We start from the raw sequence: 22769 nt of genomic DNA on the forward strand, positions 1-22769 counted from the left end.
AAATTCAACAGAGTGGCTTATTTACTACCGGTGTTGGTGTGGCCGTCCTAAATGCACTCCAAGAATTTTACCCAGCCCTTCCGTTTCAATTAAAGTGGGTAAATGATATCTATCTTTTTGGAAGGAAAATTGGGGGGATCCTTTGCGAATCGGTATATCAAATGCAGGAACATTCTTATTGTTACGTTACCGGGATCGGTCTTAATATTAACGTAAAACAATTTCCTTCTTCGTTAAAAAATATTGCAGAGACGATTACGGATCGAGGGGTAGACAGGAATAAGCTGACTGCAGAGATTGTAAAGCAGCTAATTGAGGTAAATGCAAATTACCAATCCGGCAAGTTCTTAGCTCAATATCGTCAGCATAATTACCTTGACCAACAAATGGTTAAAGTGATGCGGGAAAAAACTGAAATCGTTGGCCGGGTGTGTGGCATTGATAGTCAGGCAAGACTGGTGATTGAAGATAAACATGGTAAGAAAATGGCGCTTACTAGTGGTGAGGTTACAAAAGTCTACTGTGACTAAGTAAAGAACTCGTTTGGCGTAAACCATGGTTCCGTTGTAAAATAGCCTAGTTAAGTAATTAGGATGGAGATGAAAATTAATGGGACGTTATACAGGAGAAACTGTTGAACAAGCAGTTGCCTCTGCTAGTAAGAAACTTGGGGTAGCAAAAGAACAATTAAAAATTACAATTGTTCAGTCAGCACGTCATGGGTTCTTTGGAATCGGCCGCCGGGACGCAATAATTGAAGTGTCAGTTAAAGAAGCTCCCCAAAAGGCAAAGAAGCATGAACAAAGTCAGAAATCCCATAACAAAAAATGGCAAAGTAAGCGTCAACGGGATCCAAAACCTCGTCATGAACCGGTGAAGGAAAACGAGATTGACCCAGCTGAGATGAAGCGACGTCACGAACAAAATGTTAAACGGGTAAAGAAAGTAAGCCAGGATCTTGCTGAGTACCTGAAAGACGTGTTTAAAAACTTGGGGATTGAAGTTAATCCAGTTATTGAGGATGTTCGTTCTCATGAGGTAAAGATTGACTTACAAAGTGAGCAGTCTGGGCGGATTATCGGTCATCATGGGCGGCGAATTAATGCGATGGAGCAAATCAGCAATGCCTTTATGAATTACCACGGTGCAGAAAAGACGATGGTAGTCTTAGATACGGCAAACTACCGTCAACGTCGTGAAGAATCCTTACGGCAATTAGCAGAACGGTCTGTAATGGATGTCGTTTCTACTGGACAAGCTGTTTTCCTTGACCCAATGCCAGCTCGTGAACGGAAACAACTCCACCAGGAACTCCAGGATAATCCTCACGTTAAAACCTATTCCCATGGTCGTGAGCCATACCGGAGTGTTGTGATTGCACCTAAAAATTAGGGCTCATAAGAACAACCGGGTTTAATAGTTGACATTTTAGGATGATGAAACTAAAATAATTGCGGTTATAAAATTTAGAATACTTGTTAAAGTAGTGAAAGTGCTTTGACCATGTGATTACCAAGCGATTGGCGGATGACGTGGAGGGCGCTTTTTTTATTAGAAAGGAGTCTGGACGGTGGCAAACACTGATAATGATACAATTGCAGCGATTTCGACCCCAGTTGGTGAAGGGGGAATTTCGATCATCCGGATCAGTGGGGATGACGCAATTCCAGTAGCACAAAAAATTTATCGGGGAAAAGATCTCGCCAAAGTTCACACAAACACGATCAACTATGGTCATGTGATTGACCCTGATAATAATGAAGAAGTTGATGAAGTGATGGTTTCGGTAATGCGTGCACCACATACTTATACGTGTGAAGATGTTGTGGAAATCAACTGTCATGGTGGACTACTCGCAACTAACCGGATCCTTCAACTGGTACTAAGCTATGGTGCCCGAATGGCAGAACCAGGTGAATTTACCAAACGGGCCTTCTTAAATGGGCGTCTTGACCTATCTCAATCTGAAGCTGTAATGGACTTAATCCGGGCAAAGACAGATAAGTCTATGAAGGTCGCCTTAAACCAGCTTGACGGGAACTTATCCCACTTGATCCGTAAGCTTCGGAAGGATATCTTGGATGTCTTGGCCCAAGTAGAGGTTAATATTGATTATCCAGAATATGATGCGGTTGAAGAAATGACGACCAAGATGCTTAAGGAAAAGGCTACTGAAATTCGCCAACGGATTGAAGCGCTATTAAAGACCGCAAAGCAGGGGAAAGTCCTCCGGGAAGGCTTAGCAACTGCCATTATTGGTCGGCCAAACGTCGGAAAATCCAGTTTGCTTAATTCCTTATTACATGAAGATAAAGCGATCGTTACTAACGTGGCTGGGACAACCCGGGACGTGATTGAAGAGTACGTTAACGTTAATGGGGTACCACTGAAGTTGATCGATACTGCGGGAATTCACGATACAAAAGATCAGGTTGAAAAAATTGGGGTTGAACGGAGTCGGAAGGCCTTGGATGCTGCTGACCTTATCTTATTGTTAATTGATAATTCAGAAGAATTAACTGCCGAAGATCGTGAACTCCTTGAAGCAACTAAGGATAAACAACGAATCGTGATTTTAAACAAGACTGATTTACCAAATAAGGTCGATCGGGATGAATTAAAGAAACTAGTGGGAGACGACAAGTTGATCGAAACTTCAATCGTAAAGAATGAGGGGATGAATCAGCTTGGTGAAACCATTAGTAAGATGTTCTTTGAAGAAGGAATTGAAAATAACCAGAATAGCGTAATGGTAACGAATGCGCGTCATATTGGGCTGCTCCACCAAGCAGATGATGCTTTAGGTGATGTCCTTAAGGGAATTGCTGCGGGGATGCCAGTTGACCTCGTGCAAATTGATATGACCCGTTGTTGGGATCTCTTAGGTGAAATTACCGGTGATAGTTATCAAGACGAATTGTTAGATCAACTCTTTAGTCAATTCTGTCTAGGAAAATAGGAGGAAGAAAATGCAAACAAGTGAAGCAGTACAATACGATAGCGATAATTATGATGTAATTGTCGTTGGTGCTGGTCATGCAGGAAGCGAGGCGGCACTTGCTGCTGCCCGTATGGGAAACAAGACCTTGTTAGTAACCATTAACCTCGATATGGTTGCTTTCATGCCATGTAACCCGTCTGTTGGTGGCCCTGCTAAAGGAATTGTGGTTCGTGAAATTGACGCCCTTGGTGGTGAGATGGGGCACAATATTGATAAGACTTATGTTCAAATGCGGATGCTCAATACCGGGAAGGGCCCTGCCGTCCGGGCATTGCGTGCTCAAGCCGATAAACATGCGTACCACCGTTCAATGAAGGAAACAATTGAAAAGCAACCAAACTTGGATCTTCGTCAGGCAACTGTCGACCAACTAATTGTTGAAGATGGTGTTTGCAAGGGGGTCATTACAAATACTGGTGCCCGTTACCATGCAAAAACAGTTGTTTTGACTGTCGGAACTGCTGCTCGGGGAAAGATTATTATTGGTGAACTCCAGTATGAGTCAGGTCCAAATAACTCCAAGTCTGCTGTAAAACTTTCGGAGAACCTTGAAGAACTTGGCTTTGATCTTGAACGGTTTAAGACCGGAACCCCACCACGAATTAATGGGAATACAATTCACTATAACGAAACTGAAGAACAACCTGGTGACAAGGAAGTCCACCACTTTAGTTTTGATACCCCTGATGATCATTACTTACCATTAAGTGAACAAATTTCATGTTGGTTAACCTATACTAATCCGGGAACCCATGAACTAATTCGGGATAACCTTGATCGAGCCCCAATGTTCTCCGGGGTAATTAAGGGAGTTGGCCCACGTTACTGCCCATCAATCGAAGATAAGGTTGTCCGGTTTGCGGATAAGAGTCGTCACCAAATCTTCTTGGAACCTGAAGGGCGAGACACTGACGAATGGTATGTCGATGGGTTATCCACTTCAATGCCTGAAGAAATCCAACAAAAGATTTTACATTCTGTTAAGGGACTAGAAGATGCCCAATTGATGCGCCCCGGATACGCGATTGAATATGATGTGGTTGCACCATACCAACTTCACCCAACACTTGAAACTAAATTAGTAAAAAATCTTTATACTGCTGGCCAAACTAACGGAACTTCAGGTTATGAAGAGGCCGCTGGTCAAGGATTGATTGCAGGAATTAACGCAGGATTGCGGGCCCTTGGAAAAAAGCCGTTTGTTCTTAAGCGGTCAGATGCTTATATTGGGGTAATGATTGATGACTTAGTAACGAAGGGAACTAAGGAACCATACCGTCTATTAACTAGCCGGGCTGAATACCGGTTAATCCTTCGCCATGACAATGCTGACTTCCGTTTAATGGGGAAGGGGCATGAAATTGGCCTTGTCAGCGATGAACGTTATGCCAAGATGGAAAAGAAGGAAAAGCAAGTTCAAGACGAAATTGCCCGCTTAAAGAGTGAAAAGCTTAAGCCAAACAACGATGAAGTTAACCAATTCATCGAGGCCCATGGTGATAATCGCTTGAAGGATGCAATCACCGCAGCTGACTTCATTAAGCGTCCATACGTTAATTATGAGACGCTAATGAAATTCATTCCGGCACCGGCTGAAGAGTTGGATCGTCAAGTAATTGAACAGGTAGAAATTCAATTAAAGTATGCAGGTTACATTAAGAAGGAAGAAGAAAAGGTTGCTCGATTAAAGCGGATGGAAGCAAAGAGGATCCCAGCTAACATTGATTACGAAAAGGTTGATGGCTTGGCAACAGAAGGTCGACAAAAGCTTGAAAAAATCCGTCCTGAAACCCTTGCACAAGCTTCTCGGATTAGTGGGGTAAATCCTGCTGACTTAGCAATTTTGAGTGTCTACATTCGAAAGTAAATTCGGTAATTTAAAATGAGGCGTAGTTTGAAGTTAAGTTTGATTTACGCCTCATTTTATTCTATTTACAAACATTTTGAGAATCGCTATACTGAAGATTGATTTAAAAAGCAAACGAGGCAAGTAGAGATGAGTGAAAAGATTAGTCAACCCCGCGAGGATTTTCAACCAATCCTGTTAGGGACAGACTTTAATTGTTACGGAATGGCACGGTCTTTTTATCAAGAATATGGTATTAAGAGTATTGCCTATGGAGTAATGCACATGGCACCAACTCGTTATACTAAGCTGGTCGATGTCCATGTTGTTGAAGGATTCAATGAGGATCCAGTTTTTATTGAAACAATGCGTAAGATTGCTGCGAACCTTGATCCAAAGAAGAAGTACTTACTGCTTTCTTGTGGGGATGGTTATACAGAATTGATCGCTAACCACTTGGATGAATTAAAAGAACACTTCATTTGTCCATACGTGGATGCAGATCTCTTTAATAAGCTGGGAACGAAAGAAACGTTCTACGAAGCAGCGGAAAAATATGGTCTTCCTTACCCAAAGACAAAGATTATCACTAAAGAAGAAGTTGAATCTGGTGAACCAATTGAATTGCCATTTGATTTTCCGATTGCGTTAAAGCCTTCTGATAGTGTTGAATGGCTTAATATTCACTTTGAAGGACGGAAGAAAGCTTATGTTTTAGATAAGCGTGAACAATTTGATGATTTAATGCCAAAGATCTACAAGGCTGGTTATACCGGGAAAATGATTGCCCAGGACTTTATTCCGGGTGATGACTCCAATATGCGGACTGTTAACGCCTACGTGGATTCTGACCACAATGTGCGGATGATTAGTCTAGCTCATCCATTGCTAGAAGATCCGTCACCAGTAGCGGTCGGCAATTACATGGTGATCTTGCCAGAAAAGGATATGGCAATTTACAAGACAATTCAAAAGTTCTTGGAAGAAGTAAAGTACGTTGGTTTTGCGGACTTTGATATGAAGTATGACTGGCGTGATAAGCAGTTCAAGATTTTTGAAATTAACCTTCGTCAGGGGCGGAGTAGTTTCTACTGTACCCTTAATGGCTATAACTTAGCTAAGTACGTGGTTGATGATGTGATTGATCACAAGCCATTTAAAGAAACTGATTATGCTGAGGGAAACATGCTCTGGCTTAATGCGCCAAAGAAGGTTTTCTACAAGTATGCTAAAGAAAATAAATATAAGGAAAAGGCCAAGAAGCTCTTGGAAGCAGGGCAGTGGGGAACGACTGCCTTTGATAAGAACGATAGCTTCAAGCAACGGCTATTAATGCATTACTCATTCTGGTTGATTAATAAGAACTACCAAAAGTACTTTGTACAACGTTAAGAAAAGGAGAATTCAAGATGTGTGGAATTGTAGCCTTCGTTGATAACGAAGATCCAAAGGTTAAAGATAGCCTAATTCGTAAAATGAAGAACCGGATTATTCACCGGGGACCCGACTCAGAGGGCCAATACGTAGATGAAAATGTTGCCCTTGGGTTTCGGCGGTTAAGTTTTATTGACGTTAAGAGCGGTAATCAACCAATCTTTAACGAAGATAATAGTATGGCCATTGAATTTAACGGTGAAATTTATAACTTTAAGGAATTACGGGAAGAATTAATCGACTTAGGTCATACCTTTAAGACCCATGCCGATACTGAAGTAATCCTTCACGGTTACGAACAATGGGGTGACGATGTCCTGAAACGGCTTCGGGGAATGTTTGCCTTCGTAATTTGGGACTTTAAAAACAAGGATATGTTTGGTGCCCGGGATCACTTTGGGATTAAGCCACTCTATTACGGGAAAATGAACGGGACTTTCTTTGTTGGTTCTGAAATTAAGGCATTTATTGATCACCCGCATTTTGACAAGGAGCTGAATAAGAACGCCTTGAAGCCTTACATGACGTTCCAGTATTCAGCGACTCAGGAAACATTCTTCAAGGGAATTTACAAGTTGCCAGAAGGACACTGCTTCCACTATAAAGATGGTCAATTCAATATGAAGGAATACTGGGATGCTGATTTTGATCCTAAAGATGAAGGCTTCGATAAGGCGGTTGATAACATTGAAGACATCGTAACGGATTCAGTTAAGGCCCACTCATTTGCTGATAAGGGGATCAAGGTTGGTTCATTCCTTTCAGCAGGGGTCGATTCTAGTTACGTGACTGCAATGATGCGGCCAGATAATACATTCTCAATTGGGTTTGATAGTACCTACGATGAAACTAAGCAGGCGCGGGAATTAGCTGCTAAGCTTAACCTAAAGAATACCGATGCTAAGCTGACGAATGAAGAGGCTTTCCATACATTCCCATTGATCCAATACTACCTGGATGAACCTGATTCAAACCCATCAGTTATTCCGTTGTACTTCTTAACTCGTCTTGCCAAGGAAAATGGTTACAAGGCAATGCTTTCTGGTGAAGGGGCTGATGAATTATTCGCGGGTTACATCGACTACGGATTTAACTCTAATTCAATGCTGATCCGGTGGTTTACTGACAAGCTTCGTGAATTACCACAAGCAAAACGGTACAAGATTGCTAAGTGGCTTGATGGCAAGCACTTCCACGGTCAATTACACATGTTCCGGGCATTAGCACCAGTTCGTGAATCCAAGTTTATTGGTCAGGCCTACATCTTCTCACCAGAAGAAGCAGCTGATGTTCTTCAAGAAAAGTATAATTGTGGCCCAACGATTGATGACATCATCGATCCAATTCTAAAGAACGTTGAAGATAAGGATATTGATGAAGTTGCCAAGAAACAATACCTTGATATTCACAAGTTCATGCCTGGCGATATTTGCTTGAAGGCGGATAAGATGAGTATGGCTAACTCACTAGAACTCCGGGTACCATTATTGGATCGCGAAGTAATGCGGGTTGCTGGTCATACACCAACCAAGTACCTCTTCAACCGTCACGGAACCAAGTGGGCCTTCCGGATGGCCGCTAACCGTCACCTTCCAGAAGAATGGGCAACTCGGCCAAAGATGGGCTTCCCGGTTCCGGTTCGGGCATGGTTACGAGAAAAGAAGTACTACGAAGAAGTTCGTGAACTCTTTGAACAAGACTTTGTTAAGGAATTCTTTGATCAAGATAAGATTTTGAAGTTGCTTGATGATAACTTTAACGACAAGATTGATGGCCGACGGAAGATCTGGACTATTTACACCTTCTTAGTATGGTACAAGCAATACTTTATCGACGACTTTATTCCTGAAGAAGTTAAGAAACTAGACGAGGTGGCTGAATAAATGCTCACACTAAAGGAAATCACTGATTTACTAAAAGAAAATGGTCTCTATAAGGAAATCATTATTGACGGTGACTGGTATTATACTGTGCCAGAAAAAGCAGCTCGCGCTGAAGTTACCGACCTGTCCTATGACTCACGGAAAGTCAGTGATGGTACCCTGTTTTTCTGCAAGGGGTTAAAGTTTAATCCTGAATATTTGGCAAGTGCCATTAAGGAAGGGGCAACCGCAGCGATCTCTGAACTTGTTTATACAGACAAGTTAGATCAAGAAGCGCAATCAACGCCACAGATTATTGTTACCGATGTTCAAAAGGCAATGGCAGTAATTGCTCGTCATTTCTATGGCTGTCCCGATGAAAAACTTGAATTAATCGGTTTTACGGGAACTAAGGGGAAGACCACTTCGGTTTACTTTACCCGTCATATTCTGGCTCATGAGTTTGGTCCGGTAGTAGGGCAATTCTCATCTATTGATGAATGTGTGGATGGTAAAAACTTTATTGAAGCTCACCTGACCACGCCAGAGTCATTGGATCTTTTTCGGATGATGAAAGAAGCCGTTGATAACGGGATGAAGTACTTGGCAATGGAAGTTTCTAGCCAAGCATATAAGAAGTCCCGAGTTTATGGCCTGCACTTTAATATCGGGGTTTTCTTGAATATTTCTCCAGACCACATTAGTCTTGTAGAACATCCAACCTTTGACGATTATTTGTGGTGCAAGAGTCAGATTATCGTGAATAGTGATACCGTGATTTTGAATCGGTATATGGACTATTACGAGTTGCTAGCTCAAAAAGCCCACGAATTAGGGAAAAAGTTGATTACGTTCGGTAGTGATGAAAGTGATGCGGACTATCGTTACCATGGCAAGGATCATGGTTATTTTGACGTATCAACGCATAATGATAATTTGCCTGAAGTTACTGGTGAATTCCGTGTCATGATTCCGGGACACTTTAACTACAGTAATGCGTTAGCCGCAATTACGGTGAGTGCGCAACTTAAGGATGATACTAGTGATTTTGCTCAGGGATTGAAGGAAACTAAGGTCCCAGGTCGGATGGAATTTTTGAAGAATAATGCCGGAATGGTTGCTTGCGTTGATTACGCTCATAATTACTTGAGCTTGTCCGAAAGCTTTAAGTTTATGAAGCATGAGTATCCTGATGGCCGGTTGATCGTTGTGATCGGTGCTGCTGGTGGTAAGGCAGAATCACGCCGGAAAGATGTTGGTCGGGCGCTTTCTGAATATGCCGATGTTGCAATTTTAACGAGTGAAGATAACTTCTTTGAAGATCCGCACCACATTGATGAAACAATCAAGGAGCATATTACTAATCCAAACGTTAAGGTAATTATCAATGTTGATCGGGTAGCTGCAATTAAGCAGGCATTTGAAATGGCAAAGCCTGGCGATGCAATGTTCATGGCTGCTAAAGGCCGGGAACAATTCATGCACGAAAAGGGTCGGGATATTCCTTATGTTGGCGATTACCAATTGTCACAAAAGCTAATGAAAGAGTATGATAAATAGTTGAGTATGATAATTACATTTATGGTAAACTTTTCTTAGCTTGATAATGATTTTGAAATCGAGGGATAGTAGGTAATGAAAGTATTTCGGCAAACGATGAGCTGGGTAATTCCAATCGTAATTGGGTTATTAATTGCCTTGTTGATCAAACAATTCTTATTCCAAATTGTGCGGGTTGATGGACCATCAATGCTGCCTAACTTACAAAACAATGAACGGGTCTTCTGCTTAAAAACCGCGAAAATCCATCGGGGAAGTGTCATTGTTTTCGATGCCAACGGAGTAGATCCGCAAGTGGCTACCAAGACAGACTATGTTAAGCGGGTAATTGGTGTTCCTGGTGATACTGTTCGTTCCGCAAATGGTAATATTTATGTTAACGGACGAAAGGTTAGCCAGAGTTACATTAACAATACTCAACGGACTTCTGGGACCGGAAATTGGACACTAAAGAGTATCTCGGTTCAGAATAACTGGTTACGAAATAGTGGTGCAACCAAGGTACCAAAGGGTCAATATTTTGTTCTTGGTGATCACCGAAGCGTTTCTAATGATGGTCGTTACTGGGGATTCGTACCAAAGAGCAAGATTGATGGTGTTGTTAAAGTGCCTTCTTGGACTGGAACTGCCACTACTCGTTATAACGTTAATCAGGAGTGGAAGCATTACTGGGCAAATTAAGGCATAATACCAACCTAGTTAAATTAGAAAAAGTAAAAATTCATAAACTGTTCTAAAGATTCTGGCTAAAGACTAGTATTTTTAGGACAGTTTTTTTATCCTAATTGAAGTAAGAAAATGGGGAAAACTAGCTTGTCTAGTTTGTCGTCCCAGCTACTGTCTATGAAATATTAAAGAGGACGAGTTAATTCTTAGCTTCGTCTAATAGGAGAATAACAATGCGTTCAAAGAAATTATCAACAATTTTATTAACATCAACGTTAATGATGGCCCTAGCAGCTACCCCTGTTTCTCAGGTTATCGTTCATGCGGACGATCAAGTAGCAACAAGTACTAGTTCTGCTTCTTCCACCCAAACGCATACATTAAATAAGTCATACGTTGTCTATGGTGCAGGAGCTGCAGATAAGGATGAGCTGAGTAATATTCTGGGCGTTAACAATGATTTCACAACACTTACGGCTACTGCCAGTGATTACCAAAAGTATATTAACGCTAATGATTCGACAACTAACGCAGCGATGGTCAGTTCAGTATCAATAGTGCCGACCGATCCTGGCTCTGGGGTAAAAGTGAACGTTAAGAAATTTAATGGTCAGAGCAATATTACCAAGGTGACGGCCCAGCAGTACGCGATGGTAGCGCAAATGGCCGGGGTAACGGATGTGACAATTACGGTCTCTGCTAACCGGCCAGTATCTGGAGAGTCGGCGCTTACAGGGGTATACAAGGCGCTGAGTGAGGATGGAATTAACTTAAATAATCAAAATACCCAATCAGCCAACCAAATGCTAAGTGCCACTAATGATGCAATTGATGCCAACAAGAACGATAGTAGTTATCCAGGAAAGCTAATGGCTGCAGTTGGTGACACAACTAAGCAGATTAATAAGCAAAAACGGCAAGGAGAACAACCAACCCAGGTTCAAATTGAAAATATCCTAAACCAAAACCTAAAGAAGCAAAATATTTATAACGAAACCAAGAATCACACAACCACGATTATTAATGCATTGGTTCAGTTCAATAATGCGCCAATCAGTTCAAGTAAGGATTATAGTTCTCACGTTACTGACACGATCAATAATGTTAAGAATTCCACGGGCAATATGATGAATAAGGCAAAGCAGTTCTTGAATTCAAAGGATGGTAAAGCTGCCCAGCAACAGGCCCAGTCTTGGTGGGATCGCTTTGTAAACTGGATCCAAGGATTTTTCAACTAAAGGATTGACGAACAGGAACGGCTTCTGTATATTAATAACCGATAGTTAACGGTTAAAAACACAGTGAGTAGGAGAGTAACCTTTTACTGGTCAAAATTAGCGACCCTGAATGAGTGCAAGCAGGGATGACTGGTTTTAGGCGAAGGTAGCCTATGAGTGGTCAGGGCGACGAAATGAAGTCTTGACCGGGAGCGCCCGTTACAGCGTCAGCGTATTTATGTACGGAATGAGACATTATTAGTGATAATAATTGTAAATAAAAGGTGGTAACACGCTCTGGCGTCCTTTAAGCAGTAATGCTTAAAGGACGCTTTTTTCAATCGTTAACGATTAAGAGTAAGAGTGATTCATTTTGGGGGAAATAAAAAATGACGGAAACGAAGATCACGGGGCGACAAATAATTGTAATTGCATCCCTAATTTTTGGCGTTTTATTTGGTGCGGGAAACTTAATATTTCCAGTCCATTTAGGTCAATTAGCGGGTGCTCATTGGTTAGGTGCGAGTAGTGGCTTCCTAATTTCAGGTGTCCTGTTACCATTAATGGCATTACTAGCAATTAGTATTACCCGCTCTAACGATATCTATGACCTGGCACGACCTAATGGGCACTACTATGCATTAATCTTTCTCATTCTGGTTCAGGCGACTCTAGGGCCGCTATTTGCGATGCCCCGGACTGCTACTGTTCCGTATACAATTGGTTTTGCTCCCCACATTTCTGCAAGTGGTAATGTGGTTGGGTTATTGATTTATACGGGGATCTTTTTCGTAATCGTTTTTGGCTTGACCGTTACTGAGGCCAAAATTACGGATTTGATTGGGAAAATTCTTAATCCGGTTTTCTTGGTTCTTTTGTTTATTATTTTCTTCCTTGCCTTTATCAGTCCGATGGGAAGAACCCAAACGACACCAGTTACTGCAGAATATTCGATTCATGCATTCTCAAGTGGCTTTCTCCAGGGATATAATACAATGGATATTTTGGGATGCCTTGCATTTGGGGTTGCAATAATTAGTGCAATTAAGGAGCTAGGGATTGAAGATACGAAGAAGATTTCATGGACCACGGCCAAGAGCGGGACAATTGGAATTATGGGAATTGCCGTAATTTATATTTGTCTAATTTGGCTGGGGGCAACTAGTCTTCACCAGTTTAAGGTTGCGGATAATGGGGGTACGACGCTTGCGCAGATTGCTCATTATTATATGGGCTTTGTGGGGGATGCGCTATTGGCGACCTTGACCTCCGTAACGTGTCTAACAACGGCAATGGGACTCGTCGCTGCCTTTTCAGAGGACCTTCACCGGTTATTTCCGCGAGTTTCATACAAGAAGTTCTTGCTGTTTAATTGTCTTTTCTCGTTTCTAGTAGCTAATTTAGGACTAGATAAGATTATTGCCTGGTCTGCTCCGGTATTGGTATTCCTCTATCCTTTGGCAATTACGTTAACGATTTTGGGAATAACATCACCGCTATTTAAGACTGATCCGATTGTTTACCGAGTTACAACAGGGTTAACTTTTATTCCAGCTGTTTTTGATTTGGTAAATAATTTACCAGTGGGATTGCAAAAAACATCATTCGCTCAAGCAATGATTTCATTTGCTCACCAGTATTTTCCGTTATTTTCACTGGGCTTTTCGTGGATCCCGTTTGCTGTTGCTGGATTTATCATTGGGATTGGAATTCGTTTGGTCCGGAAGCAACAGGGGAAATTAGAGAGCTAAAATAAATGAATCTTTAGCCGAATTTAGTTATACTAGGTTCAACTAAAAGAAGTAAGGAGTAGATAAACAATGGAAATCACAATTAATGGTAAACCGCGACAACTAGTTGGTAATCCGCCAGAAGTTGGCGATGAGTTTCCACACTTTAAGGTTTTTGATAAGAATCACGACAAGATCAAGACTCGGCAATTACTCGGGAAGGTAACACTATTAAGTGTTGTTCCTAACATCGATACTCCGGTATGTAGTATTCAGACAAAGAAGTTCAATTCAACGATGGATCAATTCCCGGACGTTAACTTTTTAACGATCTCGACTAACACCATTGAAGAACAACAAAAGTGGTGTGCGGCTGAAGGAGTTCAAAATATGCAGTTGGTATCTGACAGGGAGGAATCCTTTGGTTATGAATCCAAGCTGCTAATTCCAGATGAAGGCGTCCTAGCTCGTTCTGTTTGGATCCTGGATAAGGACGGCAAAGTAGCATACCGTCAAATCGTCAAAGAATTGACTGATGAACCCGACTATGATCAAGCATTAACTGAATTGAGGAAGTTATTGTAAAAAATACGCAAAAGAGCCTGGGAAAAAACAAAATGTTTTTCCCAGGTTCTTACTATTACCAGTAATTTTCAAATTTACTGAGTCTAATTGCGGGAATCCATATAGGCTCACTTCGTTTCGTAACCCGAGCCTTCGAGTCTAACGCAGCGAAGCAAGCCTATTCGGCTACGAACGACTCTGATAATTTCATCATCATTCATCGTTCTAGGTTAGCCCACCAGGCTCTTAAATGGGTTAATTCCCAGCTTCTTCATCCTTTAAGCAAATTTTTAGTCATCAGCTTCGACGCTAATTACTTTCTTGTTTTGGGCGTTAACCTTAACTTCAGTTGACTTCTGACCGTTTACGACTTCAACGTCCCATACTGGGGTGCCATTGTCGTTTTCAAGAGTCCAGGATTGCCCCTGTCCTTTTTTAGCGGCCTTTTCAGCAATCTTGTTGGCTTGCTTCCGACTAATGGCCTTATCTAAATCAAGGTTAGTCTTTTGCTCACCGTTTTCTAACGCCTCTGACTTGGTATTGGTAACCTTACCAGACTTTGCGTCAATATCAGCTGAATATTCTTTTTGATTATCCGCACCAGAAATTTCGTAAACGAACTTGTTTCCCTTAGTTTCTAATTGAATTTCATCAATCTTAACGTTCTTAAACTGCTTGTGGAACTTTTTTACAGCGTCCTTTTCGTTAAGTTTAATTTTACTGGTTGAAACGGTAGCGGCAGAGACGGCTGGACTTGTAGCCAGAGTGATGCCACTTAGAGAACTGGTGGTTAAGACAGTAACTGCTAACAAATGATTGAGTTGCTTCTTGAATGATTGTTTTTTCATAATAACCTCCTAGTTAAATGCAACTTTCTATTAACCTAAGCATACCTCATAAAAATGAAGATTATTGTGTGATAATTCTTGCTTATTTCATAAGTTAGTCAAAAAGCAAATAAATTTAAAAAGATGCTTGTAATTTAGAGAAAGACTTGATATTATTATTTGTGCTGTGTTATAGTATGACCCGTTAGTCAAGTGGTTAAGACACCAGCCTTTCACGCTGGTATCGTGGGTTCAAATCCCGCACGGGTCACTTTATTGGGCTATAGCCAAGCGGTAAGGCAACGGTTTTTGGTACCGTCATGCGCTGGTTCGAATCCAGCTAGCCCAATACAGCAAGACACCTGTTAAGTCGTTATGATTTAGCAGGTGTCTTTTTTGGTTTAAAGACGAAGTTAGATAATAATTATATTAATTATGTTAGAATCAACTTGGATGTGTACATTGGTTATTATTAGGAGGGATAATAGTCAATCATTAGTTAATAAGACAAGCTGGCCAACACAGAGTCAGGATAAGGTAGCGCTAACTAACAATTCAACAACGCAAAGTCAATTACCACAGACTGGTAATCAACGTCATGCAGGTTTGATTGGTCTTGCTGTCCTTGGAGCATTGTTTAGCTTGCTAGGATTCAAAGGGAAACGAGATAGTTTCTAAAAAAATTATAGGTGAGAAAAAATGAAGAGGAGGAGAAAAAACGTTTAGTTTTTTCTCCTCCTCTAACTATTACGATAATTTTTAAATTTACTGAGTCTAATCGCGCGAATCAAGCAGAGTCCTAGTGTCTAGTTACGAACGGAGAACAGTTCTAATCGAACCAACCTCCGTTCTCGACTAGCCATACGGACTCTTAAGAAGCTTGATTCCCAGCTTCCCTTTTGTTTCATATGAAACATCATAAATTAAAAGTGTCCTTTAACGTCCTTATCAGAAAAAGTTCCGGGATCTGGGATGAAGGAAATATCAGTATCAACGATTCCAAATTTCTTCCGCAGGGTCCGTTCAATCTTTTCAGAAAGCTGATAACTTTCCAAAATAGTCATTTTAGCATCAACCAAAACAGTAGCATCGAGGGAAACAACATTTCCGTTATAGTGAGCTTTAAGTTCGGCGACGTTTTTCACCTTTTTGACCTTCAAAATTGCCTGCTTATATTCCCGCTCGGCTTTTGGATCAAAGTAATCGACCAGGTTTAGGCTAGTCTGGAAGAAGATTTTTAATCCAGAATAGAGGATAAAGAAACCAACGATGATACTGGTAACCCCATCAAGCCATGCCAGGTCAAAGAGGAGTGCCCCAGCGATCGCAACCATGGTTCCAATACTAGTAAAGGCATCGGCAAGGCTATCCTGAGCCGAAGCTAGAAGGGCAGCGTTTTGTAGTTGTTGGCCTGCTTTGCGGTTCATGTACCAAACAATAAGCATAATTACTGATGCAATTCCAGCACCGATAATGGCGACTGGTTGGGGAACCACTCGGCTAGCGGGATTTAGCAGTGCCTTGATTCCGTCAAGAATAACGTCAAATGCAATCACGACCATGATAACAGCGGTCACTAAGGAAAAGACGGTTTCATATCGCCACCGAATAAACTGCATCCGTTGATCGCCGCCAAGGATATTTTCATTTTCGTCCGGCATTTCCACACCAGCAATATCATCATCGTCAATGTCTTGCGCAATATGGAGTCCCATCATCAAGAGAAATGTTGAGATAATTCCAGACAAGTTATTAAATGCATCGGCCCGTAAAGTTTGCGACTTACTAATTTCGGCTAGCCAATATTCAATAATTGAAATTGAAACGTAGGCAATTAAGTTGTAGACCAGGTGACGCTGTGATGCACGAATCTTTGCTAACTCGTTTGCTTGATTATGTTCCCAAAGATTCATTTCACGGTTAATATGCTTTTTTAGCTTACTCAAACTTAGATACTCCCTAAAATACGATTAACTTCTATCATAACGCTAATTCAAGAAGTTAGTTTTTAATTGCTTTAGCTAACCGGGTTAACCCGTCCTTGATTTGGGCAAGCGGGTAAGCAATGTTGATCCGGATAAACTCATTACCGTTACCATGGTAGTAAGTTCCTGGATTAATAATTAACCCGGTTTCTTGACGGATCTTTTGTGCAAGGGCATTGCTATCCTTGGTGACTTCACTAACATCAATCCAGACAAGGTAGGTAGCTGTACCAGGAACAACATGAAGCTGAGGTAAATTATCGCTGATAAATTGTTCTAAGTATTCTCGATTATCCAGTAAGTATTTCTTGAGTTGGTGAAGCCAGTCGGCACCTTGAGTATAGGCAGCAATGGTACCAGGAATGGCAAGAAGGTTCGGTTCAGCAACTTCATACTTGTTAATTGCCCGGGTAAAGTGTTCACGCAGAATTGGGTTGGCAACAATTCCCGTTGCGGCATGAAGGGCAGCAACGTTAAATGTTTTACTTGTTGAAACTAGGGTAACTAGGTTTTGGCGGTATTCTTCGGGAAGAGAAAAAGTTGGTGTATAATCGGGACCCTTTAAAACTAAGTCACCGTGAATTTCATCGCTAATAACAATTACACCATACTTTTGTGCTAATTTAATAATCCGCATTAGTTCATCACGAGACCAAACATAGCCGGTTGGGTTGTGCGGATTGCAGAGAATCATCAGAGTCGTTAACGGGTTGCTCATCTTTTCTTCGAGATCATCCCAGTCAACGGAATAGGTGTAGGTAGAACGATCGTACTTTAATTGGCTTGCTAGGGCGTGGCGACCACTGTTCAGGATTGAGTTGTAGAAGGTATTATAGACTGGTTCCATCAGAAGAACGTTATCACCGGTATGGCTTAAGTGGTTAACGCTAGCGGTAATTGAAGGAATTACTCCCGTAGCGAAGCGCATCCAGGAAGTCTGTGCTTCTGCGTTGTGCTCAATCTTATACCAGTGAGCGACGGCATCAAAGTATTCTTGGCTAGGGTACTCATAGCCGAAAGCACCGGCATTAATTTTATCCTTCATTGCCTGCATGATTTCAGGAGCCGTTTTAAAGTCCATATCAGCAGTTGTCATTGGCAATTCGCCGGGTTTAACATCCCATTTTTCTGAATTGGTATGCTGGCGATCAAGAATCGTGTCAAAATCGTACTTCATAGTTAATCATTCCTTTATTTATTCTTAAACTAAAATTCATTCATACCTGATTGTACATCAATTTATATTGACGCCCCAGATAATGCTTTTCGACAATCAGTTATTCAAGAACCGAATATGACGTAATTAGGGATAGGTATTCTTACTTTTAATTAGTTAGTGTTACTTTAAAATAAGGATATTAATTGTACTAATTAATATTATAGGATTATTCTTAATTAGTGGGTATCTTGATAATAAGAGGAGCGCAAAGGGGAATAACTAACATGCAAGAAATTAAAGATGACTATTATGATGGCGAACGACCACTCTACGGGATTCACGACACCAAATTAATCAATACTACATTTGGTAAGGGTGAATCACCACTAAAGGAAACAGCTAATTTAGCATTAGATGGTGTTCTGTTCACTTGGAAGTATCCACTCTGGTACTCTGATCAGATTACGGTAACGGACACGATTTTTGAAGAAATGTCGCGTTCAGGAATTTGGTATACCAATGATATTGAAATTACTAACAGCACCATTCAAGCCCCAAAGGAATTCCGGCGGTGTGACGGTATTACCCTCGATAACGTTCACTTCTCTGACGCTGAAGAGACAATGTGGAGCTGTAAAAATATTAAGATGCATGATGTATATGCTAACGGGGACTACCTGGGGATGAACAGTGAGAACATTTATGTTGATCACCTTGATCTAGTGGGTAACTATGTTTTTGATGGGGCAAAAAACGTTGAGGTTCATAACTCACGGCTAGTTTCAAAGGATGCCTTTTGGAATTGCGAAAATGTTACCATTTATGATTCGAAGATTAGCGGTGAGTATCTCGCTTGGAATACCAAGAACATTACCTTCATTAACTGTACGATTGAGAGTGATCAAGGATTATGTTATGTTGACCATTTGACAATGAAGAATTGTCGGACGCTTCGAACGGATCTTGCCTTTGAATTATGTAGCAATATTGATGCAGAAATTAAGGGATCGATTATGAGCATCAAAAATCCGATCAGCGGTCAAATTAAAGTTGATCACGTCGATGAAATTATTATGGATGATCCGAAGATCGATCAAAGCAAGATTAAAATTATTCAAAATGATCAAGGTTAGTGTGGAGAAAAAGCAAGCGCAGTTGAAGTGGTTCAGTTTTTAAATGATCTGAATTATTAAAGATGGTATCATTAATATAAGTTAATTTTAATCTTATTTTAATAAGTGAAGGGAGTTTTCCGAATGTCACGAAAAGTTGCCGTTATTGGAATGGGTCACGTTGGTTCAACAGTTGCCCACTACATTGTTGCTAACGGGTTTGCTGATGACCTGGTATTAATTGATTCCAATGAAGATAAGGTGAATGCCGATGCTCTTGATTTGAAGGACGCAATGCCTAACTTGCCGTACCACACCAATATTGTGGTTAATGATTATTCGGCATTAAAGGATGCTGAAGTAATCGTTTCAGCAGTAGGGAATATCAAGCTTCAAGATCAGCCACAAGCTGACCGGTTTGTCGAATTACCATTTACGCGGGATGCGGTTAAGGATGTTGCTCCCAAGATTAAGGCAAGCGGCTTTTCTGGAAAGCTCGTTGTAATCTCCAACCCAGTTGATGTGATTACGTCCTTATATCAACAACTAACGGGATTGCCAAAGAATCAAGTAATCGGAACAGGAACATTGCTTGATTCTGCCCGAATGAAGCGGGTTGTTGCGGATAAGTTTAATGTCGATCCGCGCTCTGTTAGTGGATACAACCTTGGTGAACACGGGAACTCACAATTTACTGCTTGGTCAACGGTTCGTGTTCTTGATCAGCCAATTACTAAGCTTGCGGCAGAACGGAATATTGATTTACCGGAACTAGATAAGGAATCTAAGCTTGGTGGCTGGTATGTATTCAAGGGAAAGAAGTATACCAGCTACGGGGTTGCTACGGCAGCCGTGCGGTTAGTTAATGTTATTTTAAGTGACGCACGGACTGAGTTACCCGTATCAAATTTCCGTGAAGAATATGGCGTTTACCTTTCATACCCTGCAATTGTCGGTCGTCAAGGAATTCTTGAACAAAGTCAATTGGACTTGACCGAAGAAGAACTACAAAAATTACAGAACTCTGCTAATTTCATTAAGCAAAAGTATAATGAAAGTAAGTAGAGCTTAAGATAAGTGAAAAACTCCTTGGGAAATATGGTAATTCTCAAGAAGTTTTTTTCGTATAATAAGAGTAATTAGAATTAGGGAAGAAGTGACGAGAATGGTAAATCGGGTAATGATCCTCGGTAGTATTAACGTTGATTCAATCTATCAAGTAACGCGGTTTCCGCAACCGGGAGAAACAATTGCGGTAAAGCAGAAGAGCTATGCACCGGGTGGTAAAGGAGCTAATCAGGCTGTTGCAGCAGCTCGTTCTGGAGCGAAGGTTTCATTCGTTGGTGCGGTTGGTGCTGATAATGATGGCCAAGAAATGGTTAAAACATTAGCAGAGAATAATGTGGACACGAGTAGGATTGCTGTTGATCCGGATAACGGAACTGGCAGTGCGGTAATCACGGTCGATGAAAATGGTCAGAACGATATTATGGTTTATGGGGGCGCCAATCAGGCAATGTCTGTAGCTCAGCTTAACGATTTAGAGCAGGAATTAGCTGGTACAGACTTTATCGTTGCCCAACTAGAAACGCCACAGGAAGTTACGCTAGCTGCTTTCAAGCTAGCCAGGCAGCAAAATGTAATAACAATTCTTAATCCGGCTCCCGCAACAGAATTGCTTCCGGAATTGCTGGAGTATACCGACATTATTATCCCGAATGAAACTGAAAGTTCCTTATTAACGGGAATTTCGGTTAATGATGAACCATCAATGCTTCAGAATGCAAAGTTCTTTAAGGCGCATGGGATAAAAAACACAATTATTACCTTAGGCGAGCAAGGCGTTTTTTACGTAACGGCAGATGGTCACCATGGATTAGTTCCGGCATTTAAAGTAAATCCAGTTGATACCACAGCAGCGGGTGATACGTTTATCGGTGCACTTAGCTCACAGTTAAGCCCTAACCTGGGAAATTTTGAGTCGGCAATAACATACGCCCAACGAGCTTCCAGTTTAGCTGTACAGGGGATGGGCGCAATGCCATCGATTCCGCTTGCTGAGGAAGTTGAGAAAGCATTGGGATAACAAAAACAAAGTCTAAGGGGAAGTTGAGGTCCCATAGACTTTGTTTTTTTAATGAGTCGGTTGATAATTACTTATTAAAAAGTCTTTCATATTTTGGGGATCATGTCCCGTAATATGTTGAAAATCATTAGTAACATCATTCATTAATCCCATTGCGGCTGCTTTATACATGGAAGCTAGTTCATCACCATTGCCTTCAGACCTGTAAATATCGGCAAATTCGCTAATTGATACTGGGTTGTAACCAATTGTGTTACCAGTTACGGTAGTCATAATCTGACTCAGTTCAACCATATTGTAATTTTGTTTCATTGTTAAAAGGTAATTTTGTCCATGATTATAGAGATACGGTTTTACAGCAACATTTGCAATTGCTTCAGCACTATCTTGACGACTGATAAAGCTCATTGCTTGATCACCAATTGGGTAAATAATATTCTGACGTTTGATGAGTTCAGGAAGATAGGGAATTAGTGGATCAGCATAGAGAGAATTCTTGATAACCGCATAATGGAGTCCGGTACTAGCTAAGCGGGCTGGAAGGTAGGCATAGTAACCGGCCATCTGAAATGGGTTGTTCGCTTGGTCGGCAATGAAACTAACGTCTATAATCGTTGATACGCCAGATTCTTTTACCGCCGTAAGGGTGTTTTCAAATTCATTAATTCGTGCTTGAACCTTGTAAGTAAGACTAGGGATATAGATTAAAACATCAATGTTCTGAAATGCTTGGTTCATTGTTGCAGTGTTCTGATAGTCGATTGTTGCAAGTTCATATCCAGCCTTTTTGAAACCAGTAGCTTTGGCGGGAGTGTGGACACCTAAGCGAATATTGTTGATAGGGACTTGCTTACTAAGTTCTTGGACAACAAGACGACCGAGATGACCAGTAGCACCGGTAATTAAATACTTCATGATAATCATCCTTTCTAGAAACGATTGTAACTTTTAAAGTTACGAAAATCAAATAAAATAAGAAAGTTGGGAATTAACTTTCTCGGAGGGACGGTTGACTAACCTAGAATGATGAATGATGATGAAATCATCAGAGTCGTTCGTAGCCGAATAGGCTTACTCCGCTGCGTTAGGCTCAAGTCCCTCAGTTACGATACGAAGTGAGCCTATTTGGATTCCCGCGATTAGACTCTCTAAGTTCGGAGATTAATAAGTATATATAGAGGGTGGGAAAAAACTTAACGTTTTTTCCCACCCTCTATAATATTTAAATTCTTTTCGGCTCACCATAAGCATATCCCTGACGTAGGTTGATATTAAGCTGGTCGGCTAAAGCAACGTGATCAGCATTTTCGACTTTACCTACTATTGGGACGGTTCCTTCTTTGCTGGCGAATCGCTGCCAATGAGCGAGAGTAATGTCAATCCAGTGGGAAGGCGATTTCTTAAACGATTGGATATCGAATTTAAGAAAATCAGTATATGGAAGATAGGGTTTAATAATCCGGTAGGTTTTCTTAGAAGAATCAACGTTTTCGATCGTTATTTTGATAAGAGAATGGTCGATTTGCTTTAATACCTTTAACACTTTATGGCGTTGAACAAAATTAGATTGACAAAGATCGGTAGCGTCAATTTCAATTAGTAATTGCTGGTGATTGATTACCCCGAGGATCCATTTGAAAAAGTAAGTTGCACGGAAATCAGATATTTGACTAACAGTCATATTCAGAGAAAGAAGCTTAATATTGGCAATAATTTCGGG

The 22769-nt window shown here is 41.0% G+C and carries 20 protein-coding genes and 2 tRNA genes; 17 read left to right on the top strand and 5 right to left on the bottom strand.

Annotated elements, in window-relative coordinates; translation table 11 throughout:
• The 11 genes from HMPREF0549_RS09270 to tpx all read left to right on the top strand — a co-directional run.
• Positions 1-530, top strand: a 530-nt coding sequence (locus HMPREF0549_RS09270) for a biotin--[acetyl-CoA-carboxylase] ligase (protein ID WP_003716327.1), incomplete at its 5' end; no start/stop codon positions are given.
• A gap of 79 nt (positions 531-609) precedes the next feature.
• A complete protein-coding gene (gene jag, locus HMPREF0549_RS00730) occupies positions 610-1392 on the top strand; it encodes an RNA-binding cell elongation regulator Jag/EloR (RefSeq protein WP_003716328.1) in 783 nt (260 codons plus the stop codon).
• Positions 1393-1570: 178 nt separating this feature from the next.
• Positions 1571-2959 (top strand): tRNA uridine-5-carboxymethylaminomethyl(34) synthesis GTPase MnmE, encoded by a 1389-nt coding sequence (mnmE, locus tag HMPREF0549_RS00735; RefSeq protein WP_003716329.1) that lies wholly within the window; start codon positions 1571-1573, stop codon positions 2957-2959.
• A gap of 10 nt (positions 2960-2969) precedes the next feature.
• A complete protein-coding gene (mnmG, locus tag HMPREF0549_RS00740) occupies positions 2970-4868 on the top strand; it encodes a tRNA uridine-5-carboxymethylaminomethyl(34) synthesis enzyme MnmG (protein ID WP_003716330.1) in 1899 nt (632 codons plus the stop codon).
• A 129-nt stretch (positions 4869-4997) separates the two neighbouring features.
• A complete protein-coding gene (locus tag HMPREF0549_RS00745; protein ID WP_003716331.1) occupies positions 4998-6239 on the top strand; it encodes a carboxylate--amine ligase in 1242 nt (413 codons plus the stop codon).
• 17 nt (positions 6240-6256) lie between these two features.
• A complete protein-coding gene (gene asnB / locus HMPREF0549_RS00750; protein ID WP_003716332.1) occupies positions 6257-8164 on the top strand; it encodes an asparagine synthase (glutamine-hydrolyzing) in 1908 nt (635 codons plus the stop codon).
• A complete protein-coding gene (gene murE, locus HMPREF0549_RS00755; RefSeq protein WP_003716333.1) occupies positions 8165-9703 on the top strand; it encodes a UDP-N-acetylmuramyl-tripeptide synthetase in 1539 nt (512 codons plus the stop codon).
• Between the two features lie 75 nt (positions 9704-9778).
• Positions 9779-10384: a signal peptidase I gene (lepB, locus tag HMPREF0549_RS00760; protein WP_003716334.1), complete on the top strand. Its 606-nt coding sequence runs from the start codon at positions 9779-9781 to the stop codon at positions 10382-10384.
• 218 nt (positions 10385-10602) lie between these two features.
• A complete protein-coding gene (locus tag HMPREF0549_RS00765; RefSeq protein ID WP_040530615.1) occupies positions 10603-11607 on the top strand; it encodes a DUF1002 domain-containing protein in 1005 nt (334 codons plus the stop codon).
• A gap of 368 nt (positions 11608-11975) precedes the next feature.
• Positions 11976-13337: a branched-chain amino acid transport system II carrier protein gene (gene brnQ, locus HMPREF0549_RS00770; RefSeq protein WP_003716336.1), complete on the top strand. Its 1362-nt coding sequence runs from the start codon at positions 11976-11978 to the stop codon at positions 13335-13337.
• A 69-nt stretch (positions 13338-13406) separates the two neighbouring features.
• Complete coding sequence (tpx, locus tag HMPREF0549_RS00775) at positions 13407-13901, top strand: thiol peroxidase (RefSeq protein ID WP_003716337.1); 495 nt, start codon at positions 13407-13409, stop codon at positions 13899-13901.
• A gap of 269 nt (positions 13902-14170) precedes the next feature.
• Here tpx and HMPREF0549_RS00780 read toward each other — a convergent pair whose 3' ends face one another.
• A complete protein-coding gene (locus HMPREF0549_RS00780; RefSeq protein ID WP_003716338.1) occupies positions 14171-14728 on the bottom strand; it encodes a PepSY domain-containing protein in 558 nt (185 codons plus the stop codon).
• A gap of 178 nt (positions 14729-14906) precedes the next feature.
• Between HMPREF0549_RS00780 and HMPREF0549_RS00785 the strand changes: the two genes are divergently transcribed.
• The 3 genes from HMPREF0549_RS00785 (at position 14907) to HMPREF0549_RS00795 (ending at position 15385) form a co-directional block, all read left to right on the top strand.
• Positions 14907-14978: transfer RNA gene (locus tag HMPREF0549_RS00785), tRNA-Glu, on the top strand.
• 6 nt (positions 14979-14984) lie between these two features.
• Positions 14985-15056 (top strand) — tRNA-Gln (locus HMPREF0549_RS00790).
• A gap of 104 nt (positions 15057-15160) precedes the next feature.
• Positions 15161-15385, top strand: a complete 225-nt coding sequence (locus HMPREF0549_RS00795) for an LPXTG cell wall anchor domain-containing protein (RefSeq protein WP_162256092.1) — start codon at positions 15161-15163, stop codon at positions 15383-15385.
• A gap of 245 nt (positions 15386-15630) precedes the next feature.
• On the opposite strand, the gene HMPREF0549_RS00800 is transcribed toward HMPREF0549_RS00795, so the two are convergent.
• Complete coding sequence (locus HMPREF0549_RS00800; protein WP_003716340.1) at positions 15631-16653, bottom strand: cation diffusion facilitator family transporter; 1023 nt, start codon at positions 16651-16653, stop codon at positions 15631-15633.
• Between the two features lie 55 nt (positions 16654-16708).
• Positions 16709-17869 carry a MalY/PatB family protein gene (locus HMPREF0549_RS00805; RefSeq protein WP_003716341.1) on the bottom strand — a complete coding sequence of 387 codons (1161 nt, stop codon included), beginning with the start codon at positions 17867-17869 and terminating at the stop codon, positions 16709-16711.
• Between the two features lie 266 nt (positions 17870-18135).
• On the opposite strand from HMPREF0549_RS00805, the gene HMPREF0549_RS00810 reads away from it, so the two are divergent.
• The 3 genes from HMPREF0549_RS00810 to rbsK all read left to right on the top strand — a co-directional run bounded on the left by HMPREF0549_RS00810 (position 18136) and on the right by rbsK (position 21049).
• Positions 18136-18984, top strand: a complete 849-nt coding sequence (locus HMPREF0549_RS00810) for a DUF3737 family protein (protein WP_040530621.1) — start codon at positions 18136-18138, stop codon at positions 18982-18984.
• Positions 18985-19107: 123 nt separating this feature from the next.
• Positions 19108-20028: an L-lactate dehydrogenase gene (locus tag HMPREF0549_RS00815; protein ID WP_003716343.1), complete on the top strand. Its 921-nt coding sequence runs from the start codon at positions 19108-19110 to the stop codon at positions 20026-20028.
• Between the two features lie 100 nt (positions 20029-20128).
• Positions 20129-21049, top strand: coding sequence for a ribokinase (gene rbsK, locus HMPREF0549_RS00820; RefSeq protein WP_003716344.1), 921 nt, complete (start codon positions 20129-20131; stop codon positions 21047-21049).
• A 48-nt stretch (positions 21050-21097) separates the two neighbouring features.
• Here rbsK and HMPREF0549_RS09430 read toward each other — a convergent pair whose 3' ends face one another.
• Together HMPREF0549_RS09430 and HMPREF0549_RS10055 are read right to left on the bottom strand one after the other, a co-directional pair.
• Entirely contained in the window at positions 21098-21964 is an 867-nt protein-coding gene (locus HMPREF0549_RS09430; protein ID WP_152378556.1) for an NmrA family NAD(P)-binding protein, read from the bottom strand.
• A 307-nt stretch (positions 21965-22271) separates the two neighbouring features.
• A partial coding sequence (locus HMPREF0549_RS10055) for an EAL domain-containing protein (protein WP_003716346.1) occupies positions 22272-22769 on the bottom strand: 498 nt, incomplete at its 5' end.

This window comes from Limosilactobacillus vaginalis DSM 5837 = ATCC 49540 (assembly GCF_000159435.1).
GTDB classification, from domain to species: domain Bacteria; phylum Bacillota; class Bacilli; order Lactobacillales; family Lactobacillaceae; genus Limosilactobacillus; species Limosilactobacillus vaginalis.

Coding starts and splice junctions, on each gene's coding strand:
- jag (WP_003716328.1), top strand. CDS start 610: ATGGGACGTTATACAGGAGAAACTGTTGAACAAGCAGTTGCCTCTGCT.
- mnmG (WP_003716330.1), top strand. CDS start 2,970: ATGCAAACAAGTGAAGCAGTACAATACGATAGCGATAATTATGATGTA.
- HMPREF0549_RS00745 (WP_003716331.1), top strand. CDS start 4,998: ATGAGTGAAAAGATTAGTCAACCCCGCGAGGATTTTCAACCAATCCTG.
- asnB (WP_003716332.1), top strand. CDS start 6,257: ATGTGTGGAATTGTAGCCTTCGTTGATAACGAAGATCCAAAGGTTAAA.
- murE (WP_003716333.1), top strand. CDS start 8,165: ATGCTCACACTAAAGGAAATCACTGATTTACTAAAAGAAAATGGTCTC.
- lepB (WP_003716334.1), top strand. CDS start 9,779: ATGAAAGTATTTCGGCAAACGATGAGCTGGGTAATTCCAATCGTAATT.
- HMPREF0549_RS00765 (WP_040530615.1), top strand. CDS start 10,603: ATGCGTTCAAAGAAATTATCAACAATTTTATTAACATCAACGTTAATG.
- brnQ (WP_003716336.1), top strand. CDS start 11,976: ATGACGGAAACGAAGATCACGGGGCGACAAATAATTGTAATTGCATCC.
- tpx (WP_003716337.1), top strand. CDS start 13,407: ATGGAAATCACAATTAATGGTAAACCGCGACAACTAGTTGGTAATCCG.
- HMPREF0549_RS00780 (WP_003716338.1), bottom strand. CDS start 14,728: ATGAAAAAACAATCATTCAAGAAGCAACTCAATCATTTGTTAGCAGTT.
- HMPREF0549_RS00795 (WP_162256092.1), top strand. CDS start 15,161: ATGTGTACATTGGTTATTATTAGGAGGGATAATAGTCAATCATTAGTT.
- HMPREF0549_RS00805 (WP_003716341.1), bottom strand. CDS start 17,869: ATGAAGTACGATTTTGACACGATTCTTGATCGCCAGCATACCAATTCA.
- HMPREF0549_RS00810 (WP_040530621.1), top strand. CDS start 18,136: ATGCAAGAAATTAAAGATGACTATTATGATGGCGAACGACCACTCTAC.
- HMPREF0549_RS00815 (WP_003716343.1), top strand. CDS start 19,108: ATGTCACGAAAAGTTGCCGTTATTGGAATGGGTCACGTTGGTTCAACA.
- rbsK (WP_003716344.1), top strand. CDS start 20,129: ATGGTAAATCGGGTAATGATCCTCGGTAGTATTAACGTTGATTCAATC.
- HMPREF0549_RS09430 (WP_152378556.1), bottom strand. CDS start 21,964: ATGAAGTATTTAATTACCGGTGCTACTGGTCATCTCGGTCGTCTTGTT.